Source organism: Streptomyces sp. NPDC047017 (assembly GCF_040644175.1).
Lineage (GTDB): Bacteria > Actinomycetota > Actinomycetes > Streptomycetales > Streptomycetaceae > Streptomyces.
Genome location: NZ_JBEYVW010000004.1, coordinates 435,688 through 462,424 on the forward strand (window position 1 = coordinate 435,688; position 26,737 = coordinate 462,424).

Here is a 26,737-nt window from a genome sequence, read left to right on the forward strand (position 1 = left end):
CGCCCCAGGTTACTGGGGGGCTTCCCGCGCGTCCCGCCACCACCTGAACGGCGGGCGCCGCCCGGCCGTACCCCTGTGCGGACCGTCCGGTCCGGTCAGCGAGTCCGGCGTGAGGGGAACGTCCGTATGAACAGCGAATCGCTTCGGCCCCAGGAGGCGCCGGCCCGCCGCGCCGTCGTGACGGCGGCCGACGCGGCGGGACTCGCCGCCGTGCTGGCCGGGTGCGGGTCCGGGGAGGGGCCGACGTCCGGGTCGGTGCCCGGGGCCGGGTCGGCGTCCGGCCCGAAGGAGTCCACCGGGGGCACCGGTACGGGGAGTTCCGCCGGGTCCTCCGGCGCGGCGGGGCCGGCCGGGGCCGTGCTCGCGAGGACGGCCGACATCCCGGAGGGCGGCGGGAAGGTCTTCGCCGGGCAGGGGGTGGTCGTCACCCAGCCTGAGCAGGGGCGGTTCATGGCCTTCTCCGCGCGGTGCACCCATCAGGGCTGCACGGTCGGCGCGGTCGCCGACGGCGTGATCAGCTGCCCGTGCCACCGCAGCGAGTTCTCCGCGGCCGACGGCAGCGTCAGGAAGGGCCCGGCGACCCGCCCGCTGCCCGCCCGGGACATCTCCGTCTCGGGCGACCGGATCCGACTGGCCTGAACGGCCGGACAGCCCCGCCTGGCAGCACCGCCGGACCACCCCTCCGGACCACCCCGCCAGGCAGCACCGCCGGGCAGCGCCGCCGGACGGCCCCGCGAACGGTCCGGCCGGACAGCCCCGCCGGGCACCCCCGCGGACGGTCCCGCCGCCCGGCCCGCTCACACCACCCGCTCCCCCGCCTCCCGCAGCGCGTCCACCGCCGCGCGGATCGAGGGGCGGCGGTCGGCGTCGGCGCGCCAGACCGCGTAGACGTGCCGCCGCACCGCCTGCCGCACCGGCACGGTCCGCACCCCGGCCGGCAGCGGCCCGCGCCCCAGCCGCGGCGCCACGCAGACGCCGAGTCCGGCGGCGACCAGGGCGAGCTGGGTGGCGTGCTCCTGGGCGCGGTGCGTCACGCGCGGTTCGACGCCCTGGGAGCGCAGGGTGTCCAGCAGCCACTCGTGGCAGAACTCGGCGTCCGCCCAGGTGATCCAGTCGTCGTCGGCGAACTCCTCCAGGGCGGCCTCGGCCCGGTCCGCGTACGGGTGGGCGGCGGGCAGGGCCACGTCGGCGGGGTCGTCGAGGATCGGCGCCCGGGTGAGCCCCTCGGGCACCGGCAGCGGCTTGTTGTACCAGTCGAGGACGACGGCCAGGTCCACGTCGCCGCGCAGCACCGCCCGCACGGCGGGCGCGGGCTCCACCTCGGCGGTGCTCACCCGCAGCCCCGGATGGCGGGAGCGGAGGCGCCCCAGCGCCACCGGGAACAGTCCGCGCGCCGCGGTGGGGAACGCGCCCAGCCGCAGTTCGCCGACCACCTGTCCGCGCTGCGCCTCCAGGTCGGCCTGGGCCAGCTCGACCTGGGAGAGGATGCGCGCCGCGTGCTCGGCGAGCAGCCGGCCGGCGTCCGTGAGCCGTACGCCCCGGCCGTTTTTGGCCAGCAACTGCTGGCCCACCTCGCGCTCCAGCTTGGCCAGCTGCTGCGAGACCGCCGAGGTCGTCACGTGCAGTCCGTCGGCCGCCCCGCTCACCGAGCCGTGCCGGGCGAGGGCGTCCAGGGTGCGCAGGCGCTCCAGATTCAACACGTAAGCGATACTACGAGGTACCGGACGCGAATTCTCGATTGTGCTACAAGGTCATGGGCGTGCATCGTACGGCCATGAGCACCCCGACCGTCTCCTCACCGCCCCGCCCCGCTCCGGCCACGGGGGCCCGCCGCCCGGCGCACTGGCGGGTCCGGTTCGCCTTCCTGGCCCTGATCTGGGGCTTCAGCTTCCTGTTCATGAAGGTGGGCACGCGGGGCTTCGCGCCCTTCCAGGTGACGCTGGGACGGCTGCTGTTCGGCACGGCGGTGCTCGCCGCGGTGATGGCGGTGAAGCGGGAGCGGCTGCCGCGCGGCGCCCGCACCTGGGGCCACCTGGCGGTCGCCGGTTTCCTCCTCAACGCCCTGCCGTTCTCGCTCTTCGCGTACTCCGAGCTGACGATCCCCTCCACGCTCGCGGGCATCTGCAACGCGACCTCGCCACTGTGGGGCATGGCCCTGTCGCTGGTCGCCCTCTCCGAGGACCGGCCGACGCGGGTGCGGGTCGCGGGCCTCGGGCTCGGTTTCCTGGGCGTGCTCACGGTGCTCGGCGCCTGGCAGGGCTTCCACGGACTGGACGCCGGCGGCACGGCGATGGCGCTGCTGGCCTCGCTGAGCTACCCGGTCGGCTGGATCTACGTCCGGCGCACGCTGGCCGGTTCCACGGCGTCGCACCTGTCGCTGACCGGCGGCCAGTTGCTGCTGGCGACCGTGCAACTGGCCGTCGTCACCCCGCTGTTCACCGAGGTGCCGAGCCACCTGGACGTCGTGGCGCTGCTCGCGATCGCCGCGCTGGGCGCCCTCGGCACCGGCCTGGCGATGCTCGTCCAGTACGGCATGGTCGCCGAGGTCGGTCCGACGACCGCGCAGATGGTCACCTACTTCGTGCCGATCATCGCCGCCACCGCCGGTGTCCTCGTGCTCGGCGAGCACCTGAGCTGGTCGACCCCGGTCGGCGCGGCGATCGTCCTGGCGGGCGCGGCCTTGACCCAGGCCCGGCCCGGGTCCAGGTCCAGGAACGGCGTGAGGAGCGGCGCCAGGAGCAGTGCGGGGACCGGCGCCAGGAGCAGTGCGGGGACCGGTGCCAGGAGCAGTGCGGGGACCGGTGCCAGGAACGCCGCCCGGCAGGCCGGGCCCGTCACCCGGCCCGGACGTAACTCCACGCGTCAGACGTAACTCCGCGCTGGGGCCGGCCCCAGCGCCGCCGCCACCGCGTCCGCCAGCCGCTCCGTCTCGCCCTCCCGGAGCGGCGAGACGGTGACGCGGATGCCCGGGGGCGCGCTCAGCCGGAAGCGGGCGCCGGGGGCGACGGCCCAGCCGGCGTGCAGCAGCCGGGCGACGGCCCCGGTCTCGTCCGGCACGGGCACCCACACATTCATCCCGCTGCGCCCGTGGGCGGCGATCCCCCGCTCGGCCAGTGCGCCGATCAGCAGCTCACGCCGCCTCCCGTACTCCGCCGCCACCGCGCGCGTGTCGAGGCCGCCGTCCGTCCGCAGCCGCACCACGGCCCGTTGCAGCAGCAGGCTCACCCAGCCGGGCCCGAGCCGCTGCCGGCCGCGCACCCGGTCGATGGTCACCTCGTCCCCGGTGAGCACGGCGAGCCGCAGGTCGGGGCCGTACGCCTTGGCGACCGAGCGGACGAAGGCCCAGTGCCGGGTGGTCCCGGCGAGCGGATGCAGCGGGAGGTCGACGATCCCGTGCCCGTGGTCGTCCTCGATCAGCAGGGTCTCCGGGTGCTCCGCGAGGACGGCGCGCAGGGCGTGCGCGCGGGGGGCGCTCACCGCGGCCCCGGTCGGGTTCTGCGCCCGGTCGGTGACGATCAGGGCACGCGCGCCGCCGGCCAGGGCACGGCGTACGTCCTCGGGGCGCGGCCCCTCGTCGTCGACCCCGACGGGGACGGTGCGCAGCCCGAGCGAGGGCACCAGATCGAGCGTCCTGCCCCAGCCCGGGTCCTCCACGGCGACCGTGTCCCCCGGCTTGAGGTGGGCGGTCAGGACACGTTCGACGCCGTCCAGCGAGCCGGAGAGCACGGCGAGCGGCCCTTCCGGCACCGAGGCGGCGTCCAGCTCGGCCCGGGAGAGGCGGGCCAGGCCGGGGTCCACGGCCACGTTCCCGTACAGCACGGGCTCGCGGTCGCCCTCGGCGGCGGCCGCGGCGAACACGGGAGCCAGCGGCGGCAGCAGCGCCGGATCGGGGTTGCCCGCGGCGAGGTCGCGCACGCCCTCGGGGACGTCCACGCGGATGTGGTCGCGCCCGGTGGTGGCGGGCGCGGGCCGCACCCGGCTGCCGCGGCGCCCGGCGGTCTCGATGACCCCGCGCTCGCGCAGCGTCCGGTACGCGGCCGCCACGGTGTTGGGATTCACCCCCAGCCGGTCAGCCAACTCCCGCATGGGCGGCAGGAGTTGCCCCGGCTCCAGCCCGCCGGACCCGACCGCCCGTTCGACGCTGGCCGCGATCTCTGCTGCGCGGCGCCCCTCGATCCGATATTCTCCTAGCACAAAGATAATTATGCACTAGTGCAACGGAGAGCGCAATGCAGGGGACCCAGGAGCCCACGCCCGCGGCCGACGCCTACGCCCCGACCGACCGGACCGTTCCCACCCGGTCCGCGAACCGGGCCTCGTACGACAGGGAGCTGGTGCACCAGATACTCGACGAGGGCTACGTCTGCCACCTCGGCTTCGTCCGCGACGGCGCGCCCGTGGTGCTGCCGACCCTGTACGGCCGGGTCGGCGAGCGGCTCTACGTGCACGGCTCGACGGGCTCGCGCCCGCTGCGCATGGCCGGCCGGGCCGACCCGGGGCTGCCGGTGTGCCTGACGGTCACGCATGTCGACGGCCTGGTGCTGGCCCGCTCCGCCTTCCACCACTCGATCAACTACCGCTCCGTCGTGGTGCACGGCACCGCCCACCAGGTCACCGACCCCGAGGAGCGGCGCACGGCCCTGGACGCGCTGGTCGACCACGTGGTGCCGGGCCGCTCGGCCGATTCCCGCCCCGCCAGCGCCAAGGAGCTGGCCGCCACCGCCGTGCTCCGCCTGGACCTGACCGAGGTCTCCGCCAAGCTGCGCACCGGCGGGGTGAACGACGAGCCTGAGGACCTGGCCCTGCCCCACTGGGCCGGCGTGGTCCCGGTCCGCAGGACGTACGGCACCCCGCTCGCCGAACCGGACCTGGCGCCCGGCACCGGGCTTCCGGACTACCTAGCGGACCTGTGATGCTGGTCCACCCCTGGGACGCGCCCCGCGAGGACGCCGAGTGGCAGCACTGGCTGGCCGGCCACGACTTCGGCCAGCTGGCCGTGAACGGCCCGTCCGGCGAACCGCCGTTGGTGCAACCGCTGCACTTCGCCTACGACAGCGCGCGCGGCGAGGCGGTCACCCACCTCGCCCGCCCCAATCCGCTGTGGCCCGCGCTGGAGGCGGCCCCGCAGGTGCTGCTGAGCGTGGTCGACGACTACGTCTACGTGCCCGGCCCCTGGCAGGCGGAGCCCGCGGTCCCCTCCGAGCACGGCGTGCCGACCAGCTTTTACGCCACCGTGCAACTCCGCTGCACCGCCCATGTCGTGGACGATCCGCAGGAGAAGGCGGACCTGCTGAACCGGCAGGTCGGCCACTTCCAGCCGGAGGGCGGCTCGGCCCGCGCGGCGGCGGGCGAGGCGCCGTACGGGCGGCTGCTGTCCGGCATCCGCGGGCTGCGGCTGGAGGTGACCGGCGTACGGGCCAAGTTCAAGTACGCCGGGAAGCGGTCCGGTGACGTACGGGACCGGATCGCGGACCGCCTGGCCGAGCGGGCCGGTCCGCGGGACGCGGCGGCCCGCGAGCAGCTGCTGCGCAGGAGCGGGACTGACGCCGTGACGCCGTGACTCCGCGATGTGCGGGCCGGGCGGCCCCCGACGGCGGAGGGCCACCCGGCCTTCGGAGACCAGGCGGAGGCCGGGCAGAGATCAGACGGAGATCAGGCGGGGGTCAGGCGAGGACCGGTTCCCGCCTCGCGGTCCGGGCGGAGCGGGCCTCCGCGACGGCGAGGCCGCCCACCGATCCCAGCAGCACGGCGGTGCCGGCGAGCGTCGGCGCCGTCAGGTGCTCGCCGAGCAGGAGCACCGCCAGCACCGCCGCGCACACCGGCTCAAGCAGCATGATCACCGACACGGTCGCCGAACGGACCACGGCCGCGCCCGCGAAGTACAGGGTGTAGGCCAGGGCCGTGGGGACCGTGCCGATGTAGGCCAGCAGGCACAGCAGCCGGACGGGTTCGGCGGTGTGCGGCACCAGCCCTTCGGACAGCGCGAACGGCAGCAGGCACAGCGCGGCGACCGTGAACGCGCCCAGGGTCGTGGCGGAGTGGTCGGCGCCGCCGTCGCGGCCCCAGCGGCGGGTGAGCAGGGTCATCGCGCTGTAGCCGGCCGCCGACAGGAGCGCGAGCAGCACCCCCCACGGCCGTACGGTGGCATCGCCGCCGCCGAGCACCAGCACGCCCAGTCCGGCGAGCGCCCCGGCCACCGCCGGCAGTCCGGCCCGGCCCAGGCGTTCGCCCAGCGCGATACGGGCCCCGAGCGCGATGAGCACCGGTCCGGCGCCGAGGGTGACGACGGTCGCCACGGCCAGCCCGGTGGCCGCCACGGCGGCGAAGTACGCGGTCTGGAACACGGCGAGCCCGGCGCCCGTGGCCCCGGCCCGCAGCAGCCTGCGGACCGGCGCGACGGCCGCCGCCGGACGGGTGCGGGTGCGCGAGCCGGTACGGCCGCGCGCGCGGGGACGCAGCAGGCGCGCCGCGGACAGCAGCACGGCACCGGCCGCGCAGCGCCAGAAGGACAGGGCGCCGGGCCCCATGTCACTGGCCCGGTAGACCAGTGAGGCCGCCGCGCCCGCGGTGCCCCAGGCGGCGCCGGCGAAGGTCAGATACAGAAGGCCACGCCCGACGGGCAGGCCGGAGGAAGTGTGCGACACGAGTTCTCTCCGCAGCGGTGCAGAAGTTCGGCAGGGAGGACCCCGGCAGGCGGGGTCGTCGGACTTCTTCTGCGGGCAGCACCGTCCGGCCCGGCGAGACGCCGGGCTCGGTCACCGGGGGCCCGCGCTCAGGCGGCCGGAGGCGGGAGGACGAGTGCGCGTGCGTGCATGACGGCCACCCTAGGCACCCGTTCCGCGGGCCGACAACTCCCTTTCCGCGCCGCCGGCCGCCACCGGCTCCGCCGCCGCTTCCGCGGGCGCCGAGGACTGCGCGATGAACGCGCCCAGCAGGACCACGGCACCGCCCGCGACCTGCGGCGCCGACAGGTGCTCGCCCAGCAGCACCCAGGCCAGCACGGTGGCGATGACCGCCTCCAGGCAGGCCACCACGCCCGCGACCTGCGGGGAGAGCCGGCGCACCGAGAGCACCCCGGTGACGTACGCCAGCACCGTGGCGACCAGCACGATCCAGGCCAGCAGGAAGGCGGCCGGTACGGGGGTGCCGTTCATGTGCGCGGTGTGCGCGAGCACCGACCAGTCCATCGCCCAGGGGCGGGCCACGGCGGTGAGTACGACGGCGCCCACGAGCAGCCCGTACGCGATCACGCCGAGCGGGTCCGGGGCCTGCTCACCGGCGTCGGCGCCCGGATCGGACAGGACGAAGTAGCCGACCTGGCAGCAGGCGGCGCCGAGGGCGAGCAGCAGGCCGAGGGCGTCGAAGCTCAGGCCCGACCACACCTCGACCACGCACGCCAGTCCGCCGGCCGCGAGGACCACGCCGAGCGCGGCGGCCCGGGTCACCGGCCGGCGCTGCACGCACCGCACCCAGCCGAGCACCAGGGCCGGGGCCAGGTACTCGACGAGCAGCGCGACGCCGACCGGGATGCGGGAGAGGGCGGCGAAGTAGCAGGCCTGGACGCCCGCCACGGCGAGCAGTCCGAACCCGGCGAGCAGGGCGGGGCGGCGGCGGGGCAGCGCGCGGTGGCGCACCGCGAGCGGCAGCATGACGAGCGCGGCGCCGGTGACCCGCAGCCAGACCACGTGCAGCGGGCCGAGGCCCGCTTCGATCAGCGGCTTGGCCGCGACACCGGAGCCGCCGAAGGCGACCGCGGAGACGAGTGCGAGGCAGAGACCGGCTCCCTTGCCGGTCTTCCCCTGGCTGAAAAGAGAGGTCACCACCGGCACATGATGACAGGGGACGACATGAGCGTCACTCTCGATGGCACCTGTCTCACGGGCTGGACGTGGGGCACGCGCGGCGGCGGTTCAGCAGGCGGCCCCGTCCTCCCGGGCGTACGGGCCACCGCGCGCCGCGGCATCGTCGTCGAGGCGGGCGGCCAGCTCCCTCACGTCGATCCCGGCGTGGACGAGCACCTCGACGGCCCGTGCCTCCGGGTCCGCGACGACCCCGGCGAGCAGGTCGGGGCCGGACACCGGGCCGTCGCCGCGGCGGGCGGCGCGCTCCCAGGCGTACTCCAGGGCGGCCGACGCCACGGGCGAGCAGCCGTCGCCCCCGGCCCCGGCGCTCCCGGCCCCCGCGCCTCCGCCTCCGTCCCCGTCCCCGTCCCCGTCCCCGTCCCCGTCCGCGGCGGTCACCACGGGCAGGGCCCCGGAATCCTCGACACCGCTCTGCCAGCGCAGGCCGTAGCCGATGCTGCGCTGCACGAGGTAGCCGAGCAGCCGGACGATCCGCGGGCCGCTGCCGAAGAGAGCCCGTACCCGCGGGTCGGATTCCAGGAGTGAGTGCAGCAGATGGGCGGTGTCGACCTGCCGGTCCCCGTCCCTGACCGCTCTCCTGCGGGCACCGGCGACCACCGCCGCCAGCTCCGCGCCGAGCCTGACATCGATGTCCGGAAGCGGGCCGCCCTGCTCGGGCACCGGCTGCCTGGGGATACGGGGGTGCACAGCTCCCAGCCCATCAGCCCCGCAAGCCCCCGTCATCCCCGGCGGGAAGCATTTCCACGTCCCGCGAAAAGTGGACCCGAGCGATCCGAATCTCCTCCTTACGGATGAGATCAGGCCAATCCGCACAGACACTGCCGGGGCGGCACACAGCCGCACGCGAAGGCGCCCCGCGAACACTCGCGGGGCGCCTTCCCTCCTGACCCGGCCGGCGGTCAGCCCTCGTCGGCCAGGATCAGGTACAGCTTCTTGCGGGCCTCGTTGATGACGGCGAGCGCCTTCTCCCGCTGCTCCTTGCTGCCGGTCTTCCAGACCTGCCCGAACGCCTCCATCAGACCGAAGCCGGCCTGCCGGATCTCGCCGAGCGCCTCCCAGTCGACCCCGCGCGTCGCCTCCTCCCAGGGCGCGTCCGGCCCCTCTCCGGCGGCGGCGCGGCCTTCCTCGGTGAGCGAGAACAGCTTCTTGCCGCCCTCGGACTCGCTGGCGATCAGGCCCTCGTCCTCCAGCAGCTGGAGGGTGGGGTAGACCGAACCGGGGCTCGGCTTCCACGCGCCGCCGCTGCGCTCGGCGATCTCCTGGATCATCTCGTAGCCGTGCATGGCACGGTCCTTCAGCAGGGCCAGGATCGAGGCCCGTACGTCGCCGCGCCGCGCCCGGCCGCGCGGTCCGCCGCGCCCGCGCCCGCCCCAGGGGCCGGGCCCGAAGCCCGGCCCGAAGCCGGGTCCGCCCGGGCCACCCGGCCCGAACGGGCCGAAGGCCGCCCGCCGCCCCTCGAAACCACCGAAGCCGCCGAATCCGTCCCGGCCGTGCCGGGAGCCCTCGTGCCGGTGTCCACGCTCGTATCCGTGGGAACGCATCGCTACCACTCCATTCCATCGTTGATCTGTCGCGATGTCTCAACGATATATCGGAATAGCTCGCCTGACAACGCCCTGCCCGAGTTTTCAGATTTCTCGGCCGACGATGTCGAGAACCCGCGGCCGGCTCCGTCCCCGGGGCGAAGGCGGCCACAATGGGCCGCACCCGCACCGAGGAGAGTCACCATGGCCAAGTACCTGCTGCTCAAGCACTACCGCGGCGCCCCGGCCTGCGCGAACGACGTGCCCATGGACCGGTGGACGCCCGAGGAGATCTCCGCGCACGTGCGGTACATGCAGGACTTCGCGGCCCGGCTGGAGGGGACCGGGGAGTTCGTCGACGCCCAGGCGCTCGCCCCCGAGGGGACGTTCGTCCGCTACGACGGCGAGGGGCGCCCGCCGGTCACCGACGGACCGTTCCCCGAGACCAAGGACCTCATCGCGGGCTGGATGGTGATCGACGTCGACAGCTACGAGCGCGCCCTCGAACTGGCCGGCGAGCTGTCGGCCGCGCCCGGTTCCGGCGGCGAGCCGCTGCACGAGTGGCTGGAGCTGCGCCCCTTCCTGACCGAGCCGCCCACCGTCACGGAGTGACCTCCCCGATGGACGAGGCCCTGCTGAGGAGTCTCACGCCCGGGGTGCTCACCGTCCTCGTCCGCCGCGGAGCCGACTTCGCGGCGGCGGAGGACGCCGTACAGGACGCGCTGGTGGAGGCGTTCCGCGTCTGGCCGGACACCCCGCCGCGGGACCCGAAGGGCTGGCTGGTCACCGTGGCCTGGCGGCGTTTCCTCGACGCGGCCCGGTCGGACACCGCCCGCCGCCGGCGCGAGAACCTCGTCGAGGACGAGCCGGCGCCCGGGCCCGTGCCCTCGGCGGACGACACCCTCCACCTCTACTTCCTGTGCGCGCACCCCGCGCTGACGCCGTCCTCGGCGGTCGCGCTGACCCTGCGTGCCGTGGGCGGGCTGACCACCCGGCAGATCGCCCAGGCGTATCTGGTGCCCGAGGCGACCATGGCCCAGCGGATCAGCCGGGCCAAGCGGACCGTGTCCGGCGCGCGGTTCGACCGGCCCGGCGATGTCGCCACCGTGCTGCGCGTCCTGTACCTGGTCTTCAACGAGGGCTACTCGGGCGATGTCGACCTCGCCGCAGAGGCCGTCCGGCTCACCCGGCGGCTCGCGGCCGCGATCGACCACCCCGAGGTGGCGGGGCTGCTCGCCCTGATGCTGCTCCACCACGCCCGGCGCGCCTCGCGGACCGCGCCGGACGGCAGCCTGGTGCCGCTCGCGGAACAGGACCGCGGCCGGTGGGACACCAGGGCGATCGCCGAGGGCGTCGGGATCCTCCAGGCGGCCCTCGCCCGCGACCGGCTGGGCGAGTTCCAGGCCCAGGCCGCCATCGCGGCACTCCACGCCGACGCGCCCACGGCCGGGGAGACCGACTGGGTCCAGATCGTCGAGTGGTACGACGAACTGGTACGCCTGACCGGCAGCCCCCTCGCCCGCCTCAACCGCGCGGTGGCGGTCGGCGAGGCCGACGGCCCGCGCGCCGGACTGGCGGCGCTGGCCTCGCTGGACGCCTCCCTCCCCCGGCACACGGCGGTGGCGGCCCACCTGCACGAACGCGACGGCGACCTGGCGACGGCCGCGCGGCTGTACGCGGAGGCGGCCGGGAAGGCGTCCAATCTCGCCGAACGCGACCACCTGACACGCCAGGCCGCCCGCCTCAACACCCGCCCGCACCACTGACCGGCTCGCCCCCCGCCCGCGCCGCTGAAGAGCGGCAGGCCGCAGCGCGCAGCACCGCCTCCGGGTTTCCATGCCGCCGACCCCGAATTGGCCTTGGCCGTCCGCTCCCCCCGCCCCCTACGGTCGAGCCATGCGGATTCGTATCGTCGACGCCTTCACCGACCGTCCCTTCGCCGGCAACCCGGCCGGGGTCCTGCTCCTGGACGCCTTCCCCGAGGACGACCGGCTCCAGCAGGTGGCCCTGGAGGTCAACCACGCCGAGACGGCCTTCGCGCACCCGCTGCCCGAGGGCGGGGAGGCCGACTGGGCGCTGCGCTGGTTCACCCCCGCCACCGAGGTGGCGATGTGCGGCCACGCCACGCTCGCCACCGCCCATGTCCTGCACACCACCGGCGCGCACACGGGCCCGGTGCGCTTCGCCACCCGCAGCGGCGTCCTCATCGCCACACCCGCCGACGGCGGCGCGATCACCCTGGACTTCCCCACCGCCCCGCTCACCGCGGTGGACCTGCCCGACGGGGTCGCGGAGGCGCTCGGCGCCGAGCCGCGCACCGCGTTCGACACGGGCCCGCACGTCGGCGATCTGGTGCTGGAACTCGCCGACGAGAGGACCGTCCGCGGCCTGGCCCCCGACCACAAGGCCCTGGCCGCCTACTCGGCGCGCGGCATCATCGCCACCGCCCGCGCCGAGGACCCCGCCCGCGGCTACGACTACGTCTCCCGCTGCTTCTTCCCGAACGTCGGCATCGACGAGGACCCGGTCACCGGCAGCGCCCACACCGCCCTGGCCCCCTACTGGTCCGAGCGCCTGGGCCGCCCCGACCTCACCGGCTTGCAGGCGTCGCCGCGCTCCGGTCTGGTCCGCACCGGCCTGCGCGGCGCGCGCACCCTGCTCACCGGCCACGCCGTCACGGTCATCGAGGGCGAACTGCTGGCCTGACCCGCGGAAGCGGAAAGAGGCGTACGGCAGGGCGATCCCGTACGGCACGACGGTCCCGTAGGGCACGACGATCCCGTAGGACACGACGATCCCGTACGCACGCCGGCCCCGTACTCCCCGCGATCTCCCGGGTCGGGGTCACGCCGTGGGCAGCCAGCCCACCTTCCCCGCCAGCAGGGCGTAGCCCACGAAGGCGCCGATGTCGAGCAGGGAGTGCGCCACCACCAGCGGCCCGACCCGGCCCCACCGCCGGTACAGCCAGACGAACACCACGCCCATGACCATGTTGCCAACGAACCCGCCCACGCCCTGGTAGAGGTGGTACGAGCCGCGCAGCACCGCACTGGCGGCCAGCGCCGCGCCGGGGGCCCAGCCGAGCTGCCCGAGGCGGCGCAGCAGGTAGCCGACGACGATGACCTCTTCGAGGACCGCGTTCTGCACCGCCGACAGCACCAGCACCGGGAACTTCCACCACACCGAGGGCAGTGCCTCCGGCACCACGGTGAGGTTGAAGCCGAGACCGCGGGCGGCCAGGTAGAAGGCGATCCCGGTGCTGCCGATGACCGCCGCGACCGCGGCGCCCCGGCCGAGATCGGGCCAGGGGCGGGTGCGGTCGAAGCCGAGGGTGCGCAGACCCCGGCCCTCGCGCAGCAGGAGGTGCGCGACCAGGGCGACCGGCACCAGCGCGCCGGCGATGCCGAAGAGCTGCCAGGCGAGGTCGAGCCAGGGGCGGCCCGGCGCGGCGGAGGCGTTGAGGGTGGCGGCCTGGTGCTTGAGGCCGCCCGGCTTGGTGAGCGAGCCGATGAAGCTGATCAGGGCGGACACTCCGCTCGCCCCGAGCGAGAGGGCCAGGACGAGCAGCGTCTCGTCCCGCACGATCCGCCGCGCCGGCCGTTCCCCGGGCGAGGAATCGGCTTCCGGTCCCGCCTCCGCCTGCACACGCGCCTCCCGTACACCGTCGTAGGAGGTCACAGCTTGCCCGATCCGGCCCGCCCGGTCACGGCCGACCCCCGGCAGGGACGGCCGTGACCGGCGACGGCGGCGCGTCAGCGGCGGCCCACGGCCCTCCGCTCTCCGCCCTCAGCCGCAGCCCTCAGCCCTCAGCCCAGCGGAACCGGCTCCGGCAGGCCGACCGGCCAGGTGTGGACGGGCTCGCCCAGCCGCATCAGCTCGCAGTAGCGGCGGGTCGTGGCGGCCAGGGCCGCTTCCCGTCCCATGCCCTGCTCCTCGCGCGCCCGGTGGAAGGTGGCGGCCTGCCACTGGGCGCCGTTGGTCCGCCGCCGGCACCGCTCCTCGATGACGCCGAGGTAGCGGTCCCGGTCCGCCGGTTCGATGCCCCACCCGTTCAGCCCGGCCTCGGCGAGCGGCAGCAGTTCGTCGCGCACCAGGCTCACGGCGTCGATCTCGGCCGTGCCGGAGTGGCGGCCCCGCCGCGGCCAGGTGAACCGCGCGTCGATGCCGTGCCGGCAGGCCGCCTCGAAGTTGGCGGCCGCGGCCTCGAAGGGCAGCCGGGTCCACACGGGCCGCGGGTCCTCCGCGAGGGCGCGGACCAGGCCGTAGTAGAAGACCGCGTTGGCGACCACGTCGGTGACGGTCGGCCCGGCGGGCAGCACCCGGTTCTCCACCCGCAGGTGGGGGACGCCGTCCGCGATGTCGTAGACCGGGCGGTTCCAGCGGTAGACGGTGCCGTTGTGCAGCACCAGCTCGGCGAGCTTGGGGACGCCGCCGGCGTCCAGCACCTCCAGCGGGTCCTCGTCGTCGCAGATCGGCAACAGGGCCGGGAAGTAGCGCAGGTTCTCCTCGAACAGGTCGTACGCCGAGGTGACCCACCGCTCGCCGAACCAGGTGCGGGGCCGGACGCCCTGTGCCTGCAGCTCGGGCGGGCGGGTGTCGGTGGACTGCTGGAACAGCGGGGGCCGCGACTCGCGCCACAGCTCGCGCCCGAAGAGGAAGGGCGAGTTGGCGCCGACGGCGATCTGCGCGGCGCTGGCCGCCTGCGCCGCGTTCCACACGTCCGCGAAGCGGCCCGGGGTGACCTGGAGGTGCAGCTGCACCGAGGTGCAGGCAGCCTCCGGCACGATGGACTTCGAGGTGCAGACGAGGTGTTCCACCCCGTCGATGTCCAGAGTGAAGTCCTCCCCGCGGGCGGCCACGATCTGGTCGTTGAGCAGCGTGTAGCGGTCCACGTCGGAAAGATTGGAGGAGACCAGGTCGTCCCGGTCGAGGGTCGGCAGAATACCGATCATCGCAATGGAGGCGTCGACCTCGCCGGATTTCCGGTCGGCATATGCCAGTGACGTCCTCAGTTCCTCGGCCAGCCGGTCGAAAACCCGGCCGTCCAATCGATGTGGGGCGATGTTCACTTCCAGGTTGAACATGGCGAGTTCTGTCTGGAAGTCACGACTGGCGATGCGCTCCAGTACTTGCCCGTTCAGCATTTTCGGCATCCCGTCCGAGCCGACGAGATTCAATTCGATCTCCAGCCCCATGAGGTTCTTGGGGCGGTCGAACCGCTTCTCGTCCAGCAGCCGCTCCAGCCCCGTGAGGCACCGCCTGAGCTTGTCGCGGTAGCGGTTGCGATCGGACAGGTCGAACCGGCCTGCCACGACCTTCTCCCCCATCGCAGGGTCCCTCCTCGCTCGGGCGGGCCGGGATTCCGGCCGCCGGGGTCCAAGTCAGGTGGGATGATGCCCCGCGAACGCGATCGATAACGTCCCACCGGCGCCCCGCACCGACTACTCTGGTCCCAGGTGACCGATGGCACATTCACGGGGCATGGCACACCAGCAGTTTCGAGTACCCCGATGATCTCGTGAAAAACGCCGACGACAACGAGCCGTCCGCCGCGCGGGCAGAACCCGAGGCCACCGCGGTACGGCCCGAGCGGAACCGGGATGTTTCCCGCATATCTCCGGCCGATTATCTCCTTGTTTCGCGCACCGGAAGCCAGTAGGCGAAACACCGTCTGAACATTTGTCGTATAAACTCTGCACACGGCAGAAGGTCGGTGCCCTCGATCCTGGTCCTGCCGTCAGGGTCATGTGGGGCAGACCGCGTCCGCGCCCACTCACTCACCGGACCCGGTTCCGTCCCGTCCTGCCCCGAGAGCTGACAGCGCCGTCCGCCCCCGCCCCACCCTCGCGCACCATGCCTGTCGAATGAGAGAGGCGACCCACCATGCCGCTGCATGTCCCCCCGGCTCCCGCGCCCGCGCTCCGTTCCGTCCTGACCGCACTCGGTTCCGCCACCGCCGTGCGCGAGGCCCGGATTCCCGCCCTCCATTCCGCGCAGGGTCCCGCGACCCCCGAACTCCCGCTGCCCGTGCACGTACTGGACCGGATCACCCCCGAGGGGGTCTCCGCGACCAGACTGGCCGGCTGGCGCTTCCAGATCCGCCGCGGCGAGAGCGCGGTGGCGGCGGCCGAGACCCGGCTGACCCCCGACGGCTGGGTCTTCTCGCACTTCTTCGAGGGCCCCTACGTCGCCTCCACCGAGCGGGCGCTGCGCCAGGCGGAGAGCCTGCCCCAGCCCTACCAGCCGCGCCTGCTGTCCCTGCCCGGCCTGTACATGCTCACGCTGTGGCTGCACGGCGACCTCACCGACGACGGCGCCGGCGGCCATCCCGCCGCCACCGACCTGCTCGTGCCGCTGGCCCCCGCACCGCCCGGGATCCCGGCCCACGTGCCCCACCGGGTGTCCGACCTGCTCCCCGTCCTCACCCACCGGGTGACCCCGGTACGGCTCATGGGGTCGCCCGCCTGAGACCCGCCCGCGCCGCCCCGCACCCCGCGGCCGGCCCCGTACGCACCCCGCTGCCGGATCTCCCGGTGGCGGGGTACTTCGTCGTGGGCGGCGCCGCGGGAGCGACAGGCGGCCCACCGCCCCACCGCCCCGGCTGGACTAGCCCCATCCGGCCACCCTGAACCACCCGAAGGGACCGTGCGGTTGGGGTGAACCGCTCAAGCGGGTGACGCGTCTCCAATCTGTGAGAGGCGGTACCGCGAAATACCTGCGGAATCACGTCCGTGGGGCAACACTGGTTTCAGTCCGACTCATCACTACGGGGGAGGCGGCCATGGAGAATGCCACCAGCCGCGGGACACGCACGACAGCCATCCCGGACCATACGACTCAGCGAGAGATCCCACCCATGTGCCAGCACCAGCCACCGTGCCCGTCAGCCGACTCCGCCGACCGGGAGTCCGCCCGTCTCGTGGCGCACCACCCCGAGCAGGGCTGGAGCCTGCTGTGCAACGGCGTCCTGCTCTTCGAGGACACCGGTGAGCTGCTGCCCGACGGGAAGATCATCGCCCCGCACCGCCCGCTGGGCGCCGACCGGGTGATGACCGCGGCCTGAGCACCACGGGCGGCCCCTCCGGACCGCCCGAGCACCACCAGGGGCCGGCCCGCACACCAGATGCGCACCGGCCCCGACGCACGCCCGCCCCCACCCCACATCACCCCACATCCCCGCACGTCCGGCCCCAGACAGACGCCCCCAGACAGACGCCCCAGGCAGCCCCTCTCCCCCGCTGCCCCGCTGCCACCGCGTCAAGAACGCCCGCCGCCGCGTCAGAGCCCCGTCAAGGCGGGCCGCGCACCCCCGCGAGCCGTCTAGCGTCGATGTCATGAGGTACCGCGACGACGTGCGGCCGGACACGGCGGGCACACCCGGACAGCGACCCGCCCCGGTGGTGAGCGACCGCCGCTGGGCGCGCGAGGTGCGCACCTCGGCGCGCTGCGCGGTCGCGCTGCTCGGCCTGCTGCTGCTGATCGACTGGGGCACGGGCGGCCTGACGTGGTGGCGCGGCCTGCTGTGGTCCGGGCTCGCGGGGCTGCTCCTCCTGGTGCTCTGGCCGCCGCGGGTGAGCGCCGGCGAGGGCTGGCTCGCCATCCGCTCGCCGCTGCGGCGCCGCCGGGTCCGTACCGATCTGCTGGAGTCGGTGCGGGTCACGGACGGCGTCTGCCGGCGGCTCGTGCTGCGGGACGCCCTCGGTGCCCGCGTCGAGATCGACCCGCAGGTCCTGCTGGACAACCCCGCCCTGTGGTACCGCTTCGAGGAGGACGCCCGGCGGTCGGCGACGAGCGGCAGGCCGCACTGCGGGACGGGCGCGCTGCGGGACCTGGCCGAACTGGTCGACCGCGAGACCGCGCTGGCCCTGTTCCGGATCTCCGGACTGGAACCATGACGCTGGGTGTCCGCGGCCGGCTCCCGCGCCGCGCCGCAGCCGTCCACTCCGGCCGACCCCGCCCGTACGGGCGAATCCGGGCGAACGGCCCGAAAATCCCGCTCCCGATGCGCCACCTGTGCCGACGCGGCCATTCTTAACGGAAGATTGATGCCCGCTCCCCCGGATACGCGTGGGCCTCTACGTCACGCTCTGCTTACGCTGGTGCCCGGTCCGCGTGATGGCCGGATCTACACGCTGAGCCGCACCGAGGGCTGAGCCGCACATCAGGAGCAGGGCCGATGGCCACCACCGAACACCCTCCCAGTCGTCTGCGCGCCTGGATGCTGGAGGGCCTGTCCGACATGGGCAAGGGCGTGCAGCAGGCACCGCACGCCGCGCCGGAGCCGCCGCACAAGGGCCAGCGGTGGTGGCGCGTCATGTGCCTGACCGGTGTCGACTACTTCTCCACCCTCGGCTACCAGCCGGGCATCGCCGCCCTGGCGGCCGGGCTGCTGTCGCCCGTCGCCACCATCGTCCTGGTCCTCGTCACCCTCGCGGGCGCCCTGCCGGTGTACCGCAGGGTCGCCGAGGAGAGCCCGCACGGCCAGGGCTCCATCGCCATGCTGGAGCGGCTGCTGTCGTTCTGGCAGGGCAAGCTGTTCGTCCTGACCCTGCTCGGCTTCGCCGCCACCGACTTCCTGATCACCATCACCCTGTCGGCCGCCGACGCCTCGACGCACCTGGTGGAGAACCCCCACCTGACGAGCGCCCTGCACACCCACCAGATGCTGATCACACTGATCCTGCTGGCGCTGCTCGGCGCGGTGTTCCTCAAGGGCTTCCTGGAGGCGATCGGGGTCGCGGTCGTCCTGGTCGGCATCTATCTGGCGCTGAACGTCGTGGTGGTCGTCGCCGGTGTCTGGCACGTCGTCACCGCCGGCCATCTGGTCACCGACTGGACCGGTGCCCTGACCGCCCAGCACGGCAACGTCTTCGCCATGGTCGGCGTGGCCCTGCTGGTCTTCCCCAAGCTCGCGCTCGGTCTGTCCGGCTTCGAGACCGGCGTCGCCGTCATGCCGCACGTCAAGGGCCGCCCGGACGACACCGAGGAACGTCCGGCCGGCCGGATCAGGGACACCAAGAAGCTGCTCACCACGGCCGCGCTGATCATGAGCTGCTTCCTGATCGCCACCAGCTTCATCACCACGCTGCTGATCCCCGAAGCGGAGTTCAAGCCCGGCGGCAAGGCCAACGGGCGCGCGCTGGCCTATCTGGCGCACGAGTACCTCGGGAACGCCTTCGGCACGGTCTACGACGTCTCGACCATCGCGATCCTGTGGTTCGCGGGCGCCTCCGCGATGGCCGGACTGCTCAACCTGATGCCGCGCTACCTGCCCCGCTACGGCATGGCCCCGCACTGGGCCCGGGCGGTGCGGCCGATGGTCATCGTCTTCACCCTGATCGGCTTCCTGGTCACCTGGATCTTCGACGCCAACGTCGACAAGCAGGGCGGCGCGTACGCCACCGGTGTGCTGGTGCTGATCAGCTCGGCGGCGATCGCGGTGACCATCGCCGCGCACAAGGCGGGGCAGCGGCACTGGACCGTGGCGTTCGCGGTGATCTCGGCGGTCTTCCTCTACACGACCGTCGTGAACGTCATCGAGCGGCCGGACGGTGTGAAGATCGGCGCCTGCTTCATCGCCGCGATCATCCTCGTCTCGCTGCTCTCCCGGCTGGCCCGCGCCTTCGAGCTGCGTGTGACCAGCGTGACGCTCGACGACATGGCGGAACGATTCGTCAGGGACATCGCCAGCCGCAAGATCCGCTTCATCGCCAACGAGCCCGACCGGCGGGACAAGGCCGAGTACCGCGACAAGATCGAGCAGATCCGCGCCGACAACGACATCCCGGAGACGGAGGACTTCGTCTTCGCCGAGGTCACGGTGACCGACCCGTCCGAGTTCGAGGCGAGCCTGAAGGTGCGCGGCGAGGTCCTGCACGGCCGCTACCGGGTGCTCACCCTGGAGTCCTCCTCCATCCCGAACGCCCTGGCCGCCCTCCTCCTGCACGTGCGGGACATGACCGGCTGCACCCCGCACATCTACTTCGAGTGGACCGAGGGCAACCCGTTCCGCAACTTCCTGCGCTTCTTCCTGTTCGGGCAGGGCGAGGTCGCGCCGGTCACCCGCGAGGTGCTGCGCGAGGCGGAACCGGACCGCGACAAGCGGCCCCGCGTGCACACCGCCTGAGCCAGGCGGTCCGGCCACCTCGGGCACCGCCACCGCGACCGCCCGGGCCGCCCGCCCGGCCGCCGCGCACGCCGCGTGCGGCGCGCCGCCGCCGAAGAACTATCGTGATCCGCATGCAGTCGTACACGATCGGCCAGGCCGCCCGCCTGCTCGGGGTCAGCCCCGACACCGCCCGCCGGTGGGCGGACGCGGGCCGGATGAGCACCCACCGCGACGAGAGCGGACGGCGGCTCATCGACGGCCGGGACCTGGCGGCGTTCTCGGTGGAGCTGGCCCGGACCGGCGACGGCGAGGAGACCCCCTCGTACACCTCGGTGCGCAACGCCTTCCCCGGGATCGTGACCGCGATCAAGCTCGGTGACGTGGCGGCCCAGGTCGAGATCCAGGCCGGCCCGCACCGCCTCGTCTCCCTGCTGACCCGGGAGGCCGTGGAGGAACTGGGCCTGGAGGTCGGCATGGAGGCCACGGCCCGCGTGAAGTCGACGAACGTACATATCGACAAGGCGTAGCCCGCCGGTTCTGCCGGGCGTGGCCCGCCGCTCCCGCCCGCTCCCCCGGCCCGCTCCCGCCCGCTCCCCCGGCCCGGTCACGCCCCGACGCGCTCGCCCCCGACGCGCCCGCCGCCGGCACCCGAGTGCCCGTACCCGCCGTCCACCCGGATCGCCGTGACGCCGCTGACGTACCGCCCGCCGCACCGGTCCTGGGGCAGCACCAGCTGGGGTCCGGTCCGGTCGAGCGGGGTGTCGTCGACGGCCACCGCGAGCAGCACGGGCGCGTCGGCGAAGTCCGGGTCGATCTCCGCCCAGGACAGCAGCGTGCCGTGCCCGTCGGCACCGGCGACGGCGATCAGGAACCGCAGCCGGTCCTTGCGCCGGGCCGGGTCGAAGCCGGGTCCGGCGGCGGCCAGCACGTCGTACAGCCGCGGTCCGGCGAACCAGTGGTGCCGTACGCCGCTGGTGGCGCACTCGAAGCTCACCCGGGCCCGGTGCTGCGGCCAGCCGAGCAGGTCCGCGACGGTCAGGCGCACCGGCCGGGCGAGGTCACCGGCCAGGACGAGTTCCGCGAGCGGCACGGGCCACCACCTCCTTGTGGCAGGTCCGTACCCGCACGGCGGCTCCGTACAAACGCACATGCGACCCGGAAAACGGAGAACCGCAGCTCATGCGATGCAACAGCAGACTTACGCCTTGTAGTTGCGGCAGTATCATCGGCACACGGCCCCGCACGGCCGTGCCAGGGCGCGACAGCTTGTTTCTTCGTGCAGAACCAGAGGAGTGGACCCTTGATGACCCGTTCCATGCGCCGGACCCGGACGCTGCAGGTGGCCGGCGCGGGAGCCGCAGCACTGCTGGCCCTCAGCGCCTGCTCCTCCTCGTCCAAGTCCTCCTCCGACGACTCCTCGCCGTCGTCCGGATCGACCACGTCCTCCGCCCCGAAGCTGTCCGGCACGGTGACGGTCTTCGCCGCCGCCTCGCTGAAGGAGAGCTTCACGACGCTGGGCAAGGAGTTCGAGCAGCAGCACCCGGGCACCAAGGTGTCCTTCAACTTCGGTGGCAGTGACACCCTCGCCGCCAGCATCACCAGCGGCGCCCCCGCCGACGTGTTCGCCGCGGCGAGCGCCAAGACGATGAAGACCGTGACGGACAAGAAGGACGAGGCCGCCGCGCCCGTCACCTTCGTCCGCAATCAGCTGGAGATCGCGACCCTGCCGGGCAACCCGGACAAGGTCGCCTCCCTGAAGGACCTCACCAAGTCCGGGCTCAAGGTCGTGCTGTGCGACAAGACCGTGCCCTGCGGCGCCGCCGCCCAGAAGGCCCTCGACGCCAGCAGCCTCAAGCTCACCCCCGTCTCCTACGAGCAGGACGTCAAGAGCGCCCTGACCAAGGTGGAGCTGAAGGAGGCCGACGCGGCCGTGGTCTACAAGACCGATGTGCACGCGGCCGGTGACAAGGTGGAGGGCGTGGAGTTCCCCGAGTCGGCCAAGGCCGTCAACGACTACCCGATCGCCCCGCTCAAGAACGCCCCCAACGCCGCGGCGGCCAAGGCGTTCATCGAGCTGGTCCGGTCGGCCGAGGGCCAGAAGGTGCTGGCCGAGGCCGGCTTCCTCAAGCCGTGACCGTGACCGACGAAGCCGGTGCCGCGACCCCGAAGAGCGGGTCGCGGCACCGGCGTGCCTTCCGGGGCGCGCCGCTGCCGCTGCTGCTGCCCGCGCTGGTGGGCCTGGCGTTCCTGCTGCTGCCGCTGCTCGCCCTGCTGGTCCGCGCGCCCTGGCGCAGCCTGCCGGACCAGCTGACCAGCACCGCGGTGTGGCAGGCGCTCCAGCTCTCTCTGATCAGCGCCACCCTGGCCACCGGCGTGAGCCTGGTGCTCGGCGTCCCGCTGGCCTGGCTGCTGGCCCGTACCGACTTCCCCGGGCGCGGCTTCGTACGGGCCCTGGTGACCCTGCCGCTGGTGCTGCCGCCGGTGGTGGGCGGTGTGGCGCTGCTGCTGGCGCTGGGCCGCAACGGCGTGGTGGGGCAGTGGCTGGACTCCTGGTTCGGGATCACCCTGCCGTTCACCACGGCCGGGGTGGTGGTCGCGGAGGCGTTCGTGGCCATGCCGTTCCTGGTCATCAGCGTCGAGGGCACGCTGCGCGCCGCCGACCCGCGCTACGAGGAGGCGGCCACCACGCTCGGCGCGTCCCGCTTCACCGCGTTCCGCCGGGTCACCCTGCCGCTGATCGCGCCCGGTATCGCGGCCGGCGCGGTGCTGGCGTGGGCGCGGGCGCTCGGCGAGTTCGGCGCCACGATCACCTTCGCCGGGAACTTCCCGGGCCGCACCCAGACCATGCCGCTCGCCGTCTACCTGGCCCTCCAGGACGACCCGGACGCGGCGATCTCCCTGAGCCTGGTGCTGCTGGTCGTGTCGATCGCGGTCCTCGCCGGTCTGCGGGACCGTTGGATGACGGCGTCCTCATGACCCGCGCCGCGTTCCCGGTGCCCCGTGCCACACGCAAGGTGGCCCGCGCCGCGCTCAAGGTGCCCCGGACCGCATCCCCTTCCCCGAACCGCCCCGCATCCTGGACGATCACTTCATGACCGACATCGACGAGACCCGCGGCGGCGTCCGTGCCGCCGGCGCGCCCGGTGACGGACTCGACGCCCACCTCGTCGTCGACCGCGGCGGCTTCCGTCTCGACGTGTCCCTGACCGCCGCCCCCGGCGACGTCGTCGCGCTGCTCGGCCCGAACGGCGCCGGCAAGACCACCGCCCTGCGCGCCCTGGCCGGCCTGATCCCGCTCACCGGCGGCCGGCTGCGCCTGGACGGCGCCGCGCTGGAGAGGACCCCGCCCGAGAAGCGCCCCGTCGGGGTCGTCTTCCAGGACTACCTCCTCTTCCCGCACCTGTCCGCCCTGGACAACGTGGCCTTCGGGCCGCGCTGCCAGGGCGTGGCCAAGGCGGAGGCCCGCGCCCAGGCCGCCGAATGGCTGGCGCGCATGGGCCTGGCCGACCACGCCGGGGCCAAGCCCCGCCGGCTCTCCGGCGGCCAGGCCCAGCGGGTCGCCCTCGCCCGCGCGCTGGCCACCCGGCCCCGGCTGCTGCTCCTGGACGAGCCGCTCGCCGCCCTGGACGCCCGCACCCGCCTGGAGGTGCGCGCCCAGCTCCGCCGGCACCTCGCCGAGTTCGAGGCCGCGGCCGTGCTGGTCACGCACGATCCGCTGGACGCGATGGTGCTGGCCGACCGGCTGGTGGTCGTGGAACACGGCCGGGTGGTGCAGGAGGGCACGCCCGCGGAGACCGCCCGCCGTCCGCGCACGGACTACATCGCGCAGCTCGTCGGCCTGAACCTGTACCGCGGACGGGCCGAGGGGCATCTGGTACGGCTGGAGTCAGGCACCGCCCTCGCCACCACCGAGGACCTGTCAGGACCGGCCTTCGTCGCCTTCCCGCCGGGCGCGGTCACCCTGCACCGGGAGCGCCCCACCGGTTCCAGCGCCCGCAATCTGTGGCGCTGCGAGGTGGCCGGGCTGGAGACGCACGGCGACCGGATCCGCGCGGACCTCACCGGCGAACTGGCCCTCGCCGCCGATCTGACCACCGTCGCCGCCGCCGAACTCGGCCTGCAACCGGGCGCGGAGGTCTGGGCGGCCGTCAAGGCGGCGCAGACCCACGCCTACCCGGCCTGAACAGCAGGCGGACAACCGGAAGGGGCCCTGCCCCGGCCCTGGCAGGCCGGGGCAGGGCCCCTTCGGTGATTTCGCGCGAATCCGCTCAGTCCTCGTACGCGTCCAGCGGTGGGCAGGAGCAGACCAGATTCCGGTCACCGAACGCCTGGTCGACGCGGCGCACCGGCGGCCAGTACTTGTCGGCCACCGAGACACCGGCCGGGAAGACGGCCTCCTCGCGGCTGTAGGCGTGCTCCCAGTCACCGCCGAGCGCTGCGGCGGTGTGCGGGGCGCCGCGCAGCGGGTTGTCCTCGGCGGGCCACTCGCCGGAGCCGACCTTGTCGATCTCGGCGCGGATCGCGATCATCGTGTCGCAGAACCGGTCCAGCTCGGCCAGGTCCTCGGACTCGGTCGGCTCGATCATCAGCGTGCCGGCCACCGGGAAGGACATCGTCGGCGCGTGGAAGCCGTAGTCGATCAGGCGCTTGGCCACGTCGTCCACGCTCACGCCGGTCGCCTTGGTCAGCGGGCGCAGGTCGATGATGCACTCGTGCGCGACCAGGCCGCCGGGGCCGGTGTAGAGCACCGGGAAGTGCGGCTCCAGGCGCTTGGCGATGTAGTTGGCGGACAGCACGGCGACCTGGGTGGCCCGCTTGAGGCCCTCGCCGCCCATGAGCCGCACATAGGCCCAGGAGATCGGCAGGATGCCCGCCGAGCCCCAGGGCGCGGCCGAGATCGGGCCGACCCCGCTCTCCGGGCCGGCCTCCGGCTGCAACGGGTGGTTGGGCAGGTGCGGCGCGAGGTGCGCGCGCACCGCCACCGGGCCGACGCCGGGGCCGCCGCCGCCGTGCGGGATGCAGAACGTCTTGTGCAGGTTCAGGTGCGAGACGTCGCCGCCGAAGTGGCCCGGCTTGGCGACGCCGACCAGGGCGTTGAGGTTGGCGCCGTCGACGTAGACCTGGCCGCCGGCCTCGTGCACCTGGGCGCAGATGTCGGCGACGTGCTCCTCGAACACACCGTGCGTGGACGGGTAGGTGATCATCAGCACGGCGAGCTGGTCGCGGTGCTGCTCGATCCTGGCCCGCAGGTCCGCGACGTCGATCTCGCCGTCCTCGGCGGTCTTCACCACGACCACCTTCATGCCGGCCATCACGGCGCTGGCCGCGTTGGTGCCGTGCGCGGAGGACGGGATGAGGCACACGGTGCGCTGCTCGTCGCCGTTGGCGCGGTGGTAGCCGCGCACGGCGAGCAGGCCGGCCAGCTCGCCCTGGGAGCCGGCGTTCGGCTGGAGGGAGACCTTGTCGTAACCGGTGACCTCGGCGAGCCGGTCCTCCAGCTCATGGATGAGCGTGAGGTAGCCCCGCGCCTGCTCGGCGGGCGCGAAGGGGTGCAGCTGGCCGAACTCGGGCCAGGTGACCGGCTCCATCTCCGTGGTCGCGTTGAGCTTCATGGTGCAGGAGCCCAGCGGGATCATGCCGCGGTCGAGCGCGTAGTCGCGGTCGGCGAGCCGGCGCAGGTAGCGCAGCATCGCGGTCTCGGAGCGGTACTGCTGGAAGACGGGGTGGGTGAGGTAGGCGTCGGTGCGCAGCAGCGGCTCGGGCAGGGCCGGGGCCGCCGCGGCGTCCAGCGCGTCGATGTCGCCGTCGGCGCCGAAGGCGGTCCACACGGTACGCAGCTGCGCCCGCGTGGTGGTCTCGTCGCAGGCGATCGAGACGTGGTCGGCGTCGACGGGGTACAGGTTGACACCGGCCTCGCGGGCGGCGGCGACGACCTCGGCGGCCCGGCCCGGCGTCCTGACGGTCAGCGTGTCGAAGTAGGCGCCGTGGACGATCTCGGCGCCGGCCGCCTTCAGGCCCTCGGCGAGCACCGCGGCGTAGCGGTGGGTGCGCTGCGCGATGGCCTTCAGGCCCTCGGGGCCGTGGTAGACGGCGTACATGCCGGCCATGACGGCGAGCAGCACCTGCGCGGTGCAGATGTTGCTGGTGGCCTTCTCCCGGCGGATGTGCTGCTCGCGGGTCTGCAGGGCGAGGCGGTAGGCCTTGTTGCCGTCGGCGTCGACGGAGACGCCGACCAGGCGGCCGGGCAGGCTGCGGGCGAACTTCTCGTGCACCGCCATGTAGCCGGCGTGCGGTCCGCCGAAGCCCATCGGCACGCCGAAGCGCTGGGTGGTGCCCACGGCGATGTCCGCGCCCAGCTCGCCGGGGGACTTCAGCAGGGTGAGGGCGAGCAGGTCGGCGGCCACGGTGACCAGGGCGCCCAGTCCGTGCGCCTGCTCGATGACGGGCTTCAGGTCGCGTACGGCCCCGGAGGCGCCCGGGTACTGCAGGAGCACGCCGTTGATCTCGCGTCCGGCGAGCTCGGCCGGGATGCCGTCGCTGAGGTCGGCGACGACGACCTCGACGCCGGCGGGCTCGGCGCGGGTCTCGATGACGGCGATGGTCTGCGGCAGCGCGTCCGCGTCGACCAGGAACAGGCCCTTCTTGTTCTTGCCCATGCGCCGCGACAGCGACATCGCCTCGGCCGCGGCGGTGCCCTCGTCCAGGAGGGAGGCGCCGGAGGTCGGCAGGCCGGTGAGGTCGGCGACCACGGTCTGGAAGTTCAGCAGGGCCTCCAGGCGGCCCTGCGAGATCTCCGGCTGGTACGGGGTGTAGGCCGTGTACCAGGCCGGGTTCTCCATGACGTTGCGCAGGATGACCGGCGGGGTGAACGTCCCGTAGTAGCCGAGGCCGATCATGGAGCCGAGGACCTGATTGCGGTCGGCGAGGGTGCGCAGCTCGGCCAGCACCTCGGCCTCGGTGCGCGCGCCGGGCAGATCGAGCGCCTTGGCGTTCTTGATCACATCCGGGACCGCGGCGGCGGTCAGCTCGTCGAGCGATCCGTAGCCGACCTGCGCGAGCATCTTGGCCCGCGCCTCCTGGTCGGGCCCGATGTGGCGCTGCTCGAAGGGGATGCCCTGTTCGAGCTCGGAGAGCGGAATGCGCTGGGCGGTCATGGTGGAGGGCCTCCTGGTCTGACGCGACCTTCGGGGGACACCACGGCGTGGATGTCCCGGCGGCCTCCCCCTCTGTCATCTCGACCTGAG

25 protein-coding genes are annotated in these 26,737 nt (G+C 73.8%); 15 read left to right on the forward strand and 10 right to left on the reverse strand.

Annotation, left to right across the window (positions count from 1 at the left end):
• The first annotated feature begins 126 nt into the window (after positions 1-126).
• Positions 127-639 (forward strand): Rieske (2Fe-2S) protein, encoded by a 513-nt coding sequence (locus ABZ858_RS09635; RefSeq protein ID WP_361374425.1) that lies wholly within the window; start codon positions 127-129, stop codon positions 637-639.
• A gap of 158 nt (positions 640-797) precedes the next feature.
• Here ABZ858_RS09635 and ABZ858_RS09640 read toward each other — a convergent pair whose 3' ends face one another.
• Positions 798-1,700 (reverse strand): LysR family transcriptional regulator, encoded by a 903-nt coding sequence (locus ABZ858_RS09640; protein ID WP_361374427.1) that lies wholly within the window; start codon positions 1,698-1,700, stop codon positions 798-800.
• Between the two features lie 74 nt (positions 1,701-1,774).
• Between ABZ858_RS09640 and ABZ858_RS09645 the strand changes: the two genes are divergently transcribed.
• Positions 1,775-2,872 (forward strand): DMT family transporter, encoded by a 1,098-nt coding sequence (locus ABZ858_RS09645; protein ID WP_361374429.1) that lies wholly within the window; start codon positions 1,775-1,777, stop codon positions 2,870-2,872.
• Here the strand turns inward: ABZ858_RS09645 and ABZ858_RS09650 are convergent.
• Complete coding sequence (locus tag ABZ858_RS09650; RefSeq protein ID WP_361374431.1) at positions 2,863-4,194, reverse strand: aminotransferase class I/II-fold pyridoxal phosphate-dependent enzyme; 1,332 nt, start codon at positions 4,192-4,194, stop codon at positions 2,863-2,865. The two genes, ABZ858_RS09645 and ABZ858_RS09650, sit on opposite strands and share 10 nt — an antisense overlap.
• Positions 4,195-4,229: 35 nt before the next feature.
• On the opposite strand from ABZ858_RS09650, the gene ABZ858_RS09655 reads away from it, so the two are divergent.
• Together ABZ858_RS09655 and ABZ858_RS09660 are read left to right on the forward strand one after the other, a co-directional pair.
• Positions 4,230-4,913: a pyridoxamine 5'-phosphate oxidase family protein gene (locus ABZ858_RS09655; RefSeq protein ID WP_361374433.1), complete on the forward strand. Its 684-nt coding sequence runs from the start codon at positions 4,230-4,232 to the stop codon at positions 4,911-4,913.
• Complete coding sequence (locus ABZ858_RS09660) at positions 4,913-5,560, forward strand: FMN-binding negative transcriptional regulator (RefSeq protein ID WP_361374435.1); 648 nt, start codon at positions 4,913-4,915, stop codon at positions 5,558-5,560. The genes ABZ858_RS09655 and ABZ858_RS09660 overlap by 1 nt, the downstream gene beginning before the upstream one ends.
• Positions 5,561-5,663: 103 nt before the next feature.
• Here ABZ858_RS09660 and ABZ858_RS09665 read toward each other — a convergent pair whose 3' ends face one another.
• The 4 genes from ABZ858_RS09665 to ABZ858_RS09680 all read right to left on the reverse strand — a co-directional run bounded on the left by ABZ858_RS09665 (position 5,664) and on the right by ABZ858_RS09680 (position 9,403).
• Positions 5,664-6,644 carry an EamA family transporter gene (locus ABZ858_RS09665; RefSeq protein WP_361374437.1) on the reverse strand — a complete coding sequence of 327 codons (981 nt, stop codon included), beginning with the start codon at positions 6,642-6,644 and terminating at the stop codon, positions 5,664-5,666.
• Between the two features lie 180 nt (positions 6,645-6,824).
• Entirely contained in the window at positions 6,825-7,829 is a 1,005-nt protein-coding gene (locus tag ABZ858_RS09670; RefSeq protein ID WP_361374439.1) for an EamA family transporter, read from the reverse strand.
• An 81-nt stretch (positions 7,830-7,910) separates the two neighbouring features.
• Positions 7,911-8,549 carry a Clp protease N-terminal domain-containing protein gene (locus tag ABZ858_RS09675; protein ID WP_361374441.1) on the reverse strand — a complete coding sequence of 213 codons (639 nt, stop codon included), beginning with the start codon at positions 8,547-8,549 and terminating at the stop codon, positions 7,911-7,913.
• Positions 8,550-8,761: 212 nt separating this feature from the next.
• The gene (locus ABZ858_RS09680; RefSeq protein WP_361374443.1) at positions 8,762-9,403 is read right to left on the reverse strand and encodes a PadR family transcriptional regulator; all 642 of its coding nucleotides are present in this window, start codon (positions 9,401-9,403) and stop codon (positions 8,762-8,764) included.
• Positions 9,404-9,589: 186 nt separating this feature from the next.
• On the opposite strand from ABZ858_RS09680, the gene ABZ858_RS09685 reads away from it, so the two are divergent.
• The 3 genes from ABZ858_RS09685 (at position 9,590) to ABZ858_RS09695 (ending at position 12,091) form a co-directional block, all read left to right on the forward strand.
• Positions 9,590-9,997, forward strand: a complete 408-nt coding sequence (locus tag ABZ858_RS09685) for a YciI family protein (RefSeq protein WP_361374445.1) — start codon at positions 9,590-9,592, stop codon at positions 9,995-9,997.
• An 8-nt stretch (positions 9,998-10,005) separates the two neighbouring features.
• On the forward strand, positions 10,006-11,151 hold the full coding sequence (locus ABZ858_RS09690) for a DUF6596 domain-containing protein (protein WP_361374545.1): 1,146 nt from the start codon (positions 10,006-10,008) through the stop codon (positions 11,149-11,151).
• A gap of 130 nt (positions 11,152-11,281) precedes the next feature.
• Positions 11,282-12,091: a PhzF family phenazine biosynthesis protein gene (locus ABZ858_RS09695; protein WP_361374447.1), complete on the forward strand. Its 810-nt coding sequence runs from the start codon at positions 11,282-11,284 to the stop codon at positions 12,089-12,091.
• Positions 12,092-12,229: 138 nt separating this feature from the next.
• Here ABZ858_RS09695 and ABZ858_RS09700 read toward each other — a convergent pair whose 3' ends face one another.
• On the reverse strand, positions 12,230-13,030 hold the full coding sequence (locus ABZ858_RS09700; RefSeq protein ID WP_361374547.1) for a type II CAAX endopeptidase family protein: 801 nt from the start codon (positions 13,028-13,030) through the stop codon (positions 12,230-12,232).
• Positions 13,031-13,191: 161 nt separating this feature from the next.
• Complete coding sequence (locus ABZ858_RS09705) at positions 13,192-14,712, reverse strand: glutamate--cysteine ligase (RefSeq protein WP_361374449.1); 1,521 nt, start codon at positions 14,710-14,712, stop codon at positions 13,192-13,194.
• A 556-nt stretch (positions 14,713-15,268) separates the two neighbouring features.
• Between ABZ858_RS09705 and ABZ858_RS09710 the strand changes: the two genes are divergently transcribed.
• The 5 genes from ABZ858_RS09710 (at position 15,269) to ABZ858_RS09730 (ending at position 20,020) form a co-directional block, all read left to right on the forward strand.
• The gene (locus ABZ858_RS09710) at positions 15,269-15,853 is read left to right on the forward strand and encodes a hypothetical protein (protein WP_361374451.1); all 585 of its coding nucleotides are present in this window, start codon (positions 15,269-15,271) and stop codon (positions 15,851-15,853) included.
• Between the two features lie 388 nt (positions 15,854-16,241).
• A complete protein-coding gene (locus tag ABZ858_RS09715) occupies positions 16,242-16,448 on the forward strand; it encodes a DUF5999 family protein (RefSeq protein ID WP_361374453.1) in 207 nt (68 codons plus the stop codon).
• A gap of 271 nt (positions 16,449-16,719) precedes the next feature.
• Entirely contained in the window at positions 16,720-17,280 is a 561-nt protein-coding gene (locus tag ABZ858_RS09720; protein WP_361374455.1) for a hypothetical protein, read from the forward strand.
• Positions 17,281-17,561: 281 nt separating this feature from the next.
• Positions 17,562-19,511 carry an amino acid transporter gene (locus tag ABZ858_RS09725; RefSeq protein ID WP_361374457.1) on the forward strand — a complete coding sequence of 650 codons (1,950 nt, stop codon included), beginning with the start codon at positions 17,562-17,564 and terminating at the stop codon, positions 19,509-19,511.
• A gap of 113 nt (positions 19,512-19,624) precedes the next feature.
• Entirely contained in the window at positions 19,625-20,020 is a 396-nt protein-coding gene (locus ABZ858_RS09730) for a helix-turn-helix transcriptional regulator (RefSeq protein WP_361374459.1), read from the forward strand.
• Positions 20,021-20,097: 77 nt separating this feature from the next.
• Here ABZ858_RS09730 and ABZ858_RS09735 read toward each other — a convergent pair whose 3' ends face one another.
• Entirely contained in the window at positions 20,098-20,583 is a 486-nt protein-coding gene (locus ABZ858_RS09735; RefSeq protein WP_361374461.1) for a molybdopterin-dependent oxidoreductase, read from the reverse strand.
• A gap of 213 nt (positions 20,584-20,796) precedes the next feature.
• On the opposite strand from ABZ858_RS09735, the gene modA reads away from it, so the two are divergent.
• From modA to ABZ858_RS09750, 3 genes are all read left to right on the forward strand, one after another.
• Positions 20,797-21,627 carry a molybdate ABC transporter substrate-binding protein gene (modA, locus tag ABZ858_RS09740; RefSeq protein ID WP_361374463.1) on the forward strand — a complete coding sequence of 277 codons (831 nt, stop codon included), beginning with the start codon at positions 20,797-20,799 and terminating at the stop codon, positions 21,625-21,627.
• Positions 21,628-21,629: 2 nt separating this feature from the next.
• Complete coding sequence (gene modB, locus ABZ858_RS09745) at positions 21,630-22,469, forward strand: molybdate ABC transporter permease subunit (protein ID WP_361374549.1); 840 nt, start codon at positions 21,630-21,632, stop codon at positions 22,467-22,469.
• Between the two features lie 115 nt (positions 22,470-22,584).
• The gene (locus ABZ858_RS09750) at positions 22,585-23,676 is read left to right on the forward strand and encodes an ABC transporter ATP-binding protein (RefSeq protein ID WP_361374465.1); all 1,092 of its coding nucleotides are present in this window, start codon (positions 22,585-22,587) and stop codon (positions 23,674-23,676) included.
• Positions 23,677-23,761: 85 nt separating this feature from the next.
• On the opposite strand, the gene gcvP is transcribed toward ABZ858_RS09750, so the two are convergent.
• A complete protein-coding gene (gene gcvP, locus ABZ858_RS09755; RefSeq protein WP_361374467.1) occupies positions 23,762-26,647 on the reverse strand; it encodes an aminomethyl-transferring glycine dehydrogenase in 2,886 nt (961 codons plus the stop codon).
• Positions 26,648-26,737 lie beyond the last annotated feature (90 nt).

Coding starts and splice junctions, on each gene's coding strand:
- ABZ858_RS09635 (WP_361374425.1), top strand. CDS start 127: ATGAACAGCGAATCGCTTCGGCCCCAGGAGGCGCCGGCCCGCCGCGCC.
- ABZ858_RS09645 (WP_361374429.1), top strand. CDS start 1,775: ATGAGCACCCCGACCGTCTCCTCACCGCCCCGCCCCGCTCCGGCCACG.
- ABZ858_RS09655 (WP_361374433.1), top strand. CDS start 4,230: ATGCAGGGGACCCAGGAGCCCACGCCCGCGGCCGACGCCTACGCCCCG.
- ABZ858_RS09660 (WP_361374435.1), top strand. CDS start 4,913: ATGCTGGTCCACCCCTGGGACGCGCCCCGCGAGGACGCCGAGTGGCAG.
- ABZ858_RS09680 (WP_361374443.1), bottom strand. CDS start 9,403: ATGCGTTCCCACGGATACGAGCGTGGACACCGGCACGAGGGCTCCCGG.
- ABZ858_RS09685 (WP_361374445.1), top strand. CDS start 9,590: ATGGCCAAGTACCTGCTGCTCAAGCACTACCGCGGCGCCCCGGCCTGC.
- ABZ858_RS09690 (WP_361374545.1), top strand. CDS start 10,006: ATGGACGAGGCCCTGCTGAGGAGTCTCACGCCCGGGGTGCTCACCGTC.
- ABZ858_RS09695 (WP_361374447.1), top strand. CDS start 11,282: ATGCGGATTCGTATCGTCGACGCCTTCACCGACCGTCCCTTCGCCGGC.
- ABZ858_RS09705 (WP_361374449.1), bottom strand. CDS start 14,712: ATGGGGGAGAAGGTCGTGGCAGGCCGGTTCGACCTGTCCGATCGCAAC.
- ABZ858_RS09710 (WP_361374451.1), top strand. CDS start 15,269: ATGCCGCTGCATGTCCCCCCGGCTCCCGCGCCCGCGCTCCGTTCCGTC.
- ABZ858_RS09715 (WP_361374453.1), top strand. CDS start 16,242: ATGTGCCAGCACCAGCCACCGTGCCCGTCAGCCGACTCCGCCGACCGG.
- ABZ858_RS09720 (WP_361374455.1), top strand. CDS start 16,720: ATGAGGTACCGCGACGACGTGCGGCCGGACACGGCGGGCACACCCGGA.
- ABZ858_RS09725 (WP_361374457.1), top strand. CDS start 17,562: ATGGCCACCACCGAACACCCTCCCAGTCGTCTGCGCGCCTGGATGCTG.
- ABZ858_RS09730 (WP_361374459.1), top strand. CDS start 19,625: ATGCAGTCGTACACGATCGGCCAGGCCGCCCGCCTGCTCGGGGTCAGC.
- modA (WP_361374463.1), top strand. CDS start 20,797: ATGACCCGTTCCATGCGCCGGACCCGGACGCTGCAGGTGGCCGGCGCG.
- ABZ858_RS09750 (WP_361374465.1), top strand. CDS start 22,585: ATGACCGACATCGACGAGACCCGCGGCGGCGTCCGTGCCGCCGGCGCG.
- gcvP (WP_361374467.1), bottom strand. CDS start 26,647: ATGACCGCCCAGCGCATTCCGCTCTCCGAGCTCGAACAGGGCATCCCC.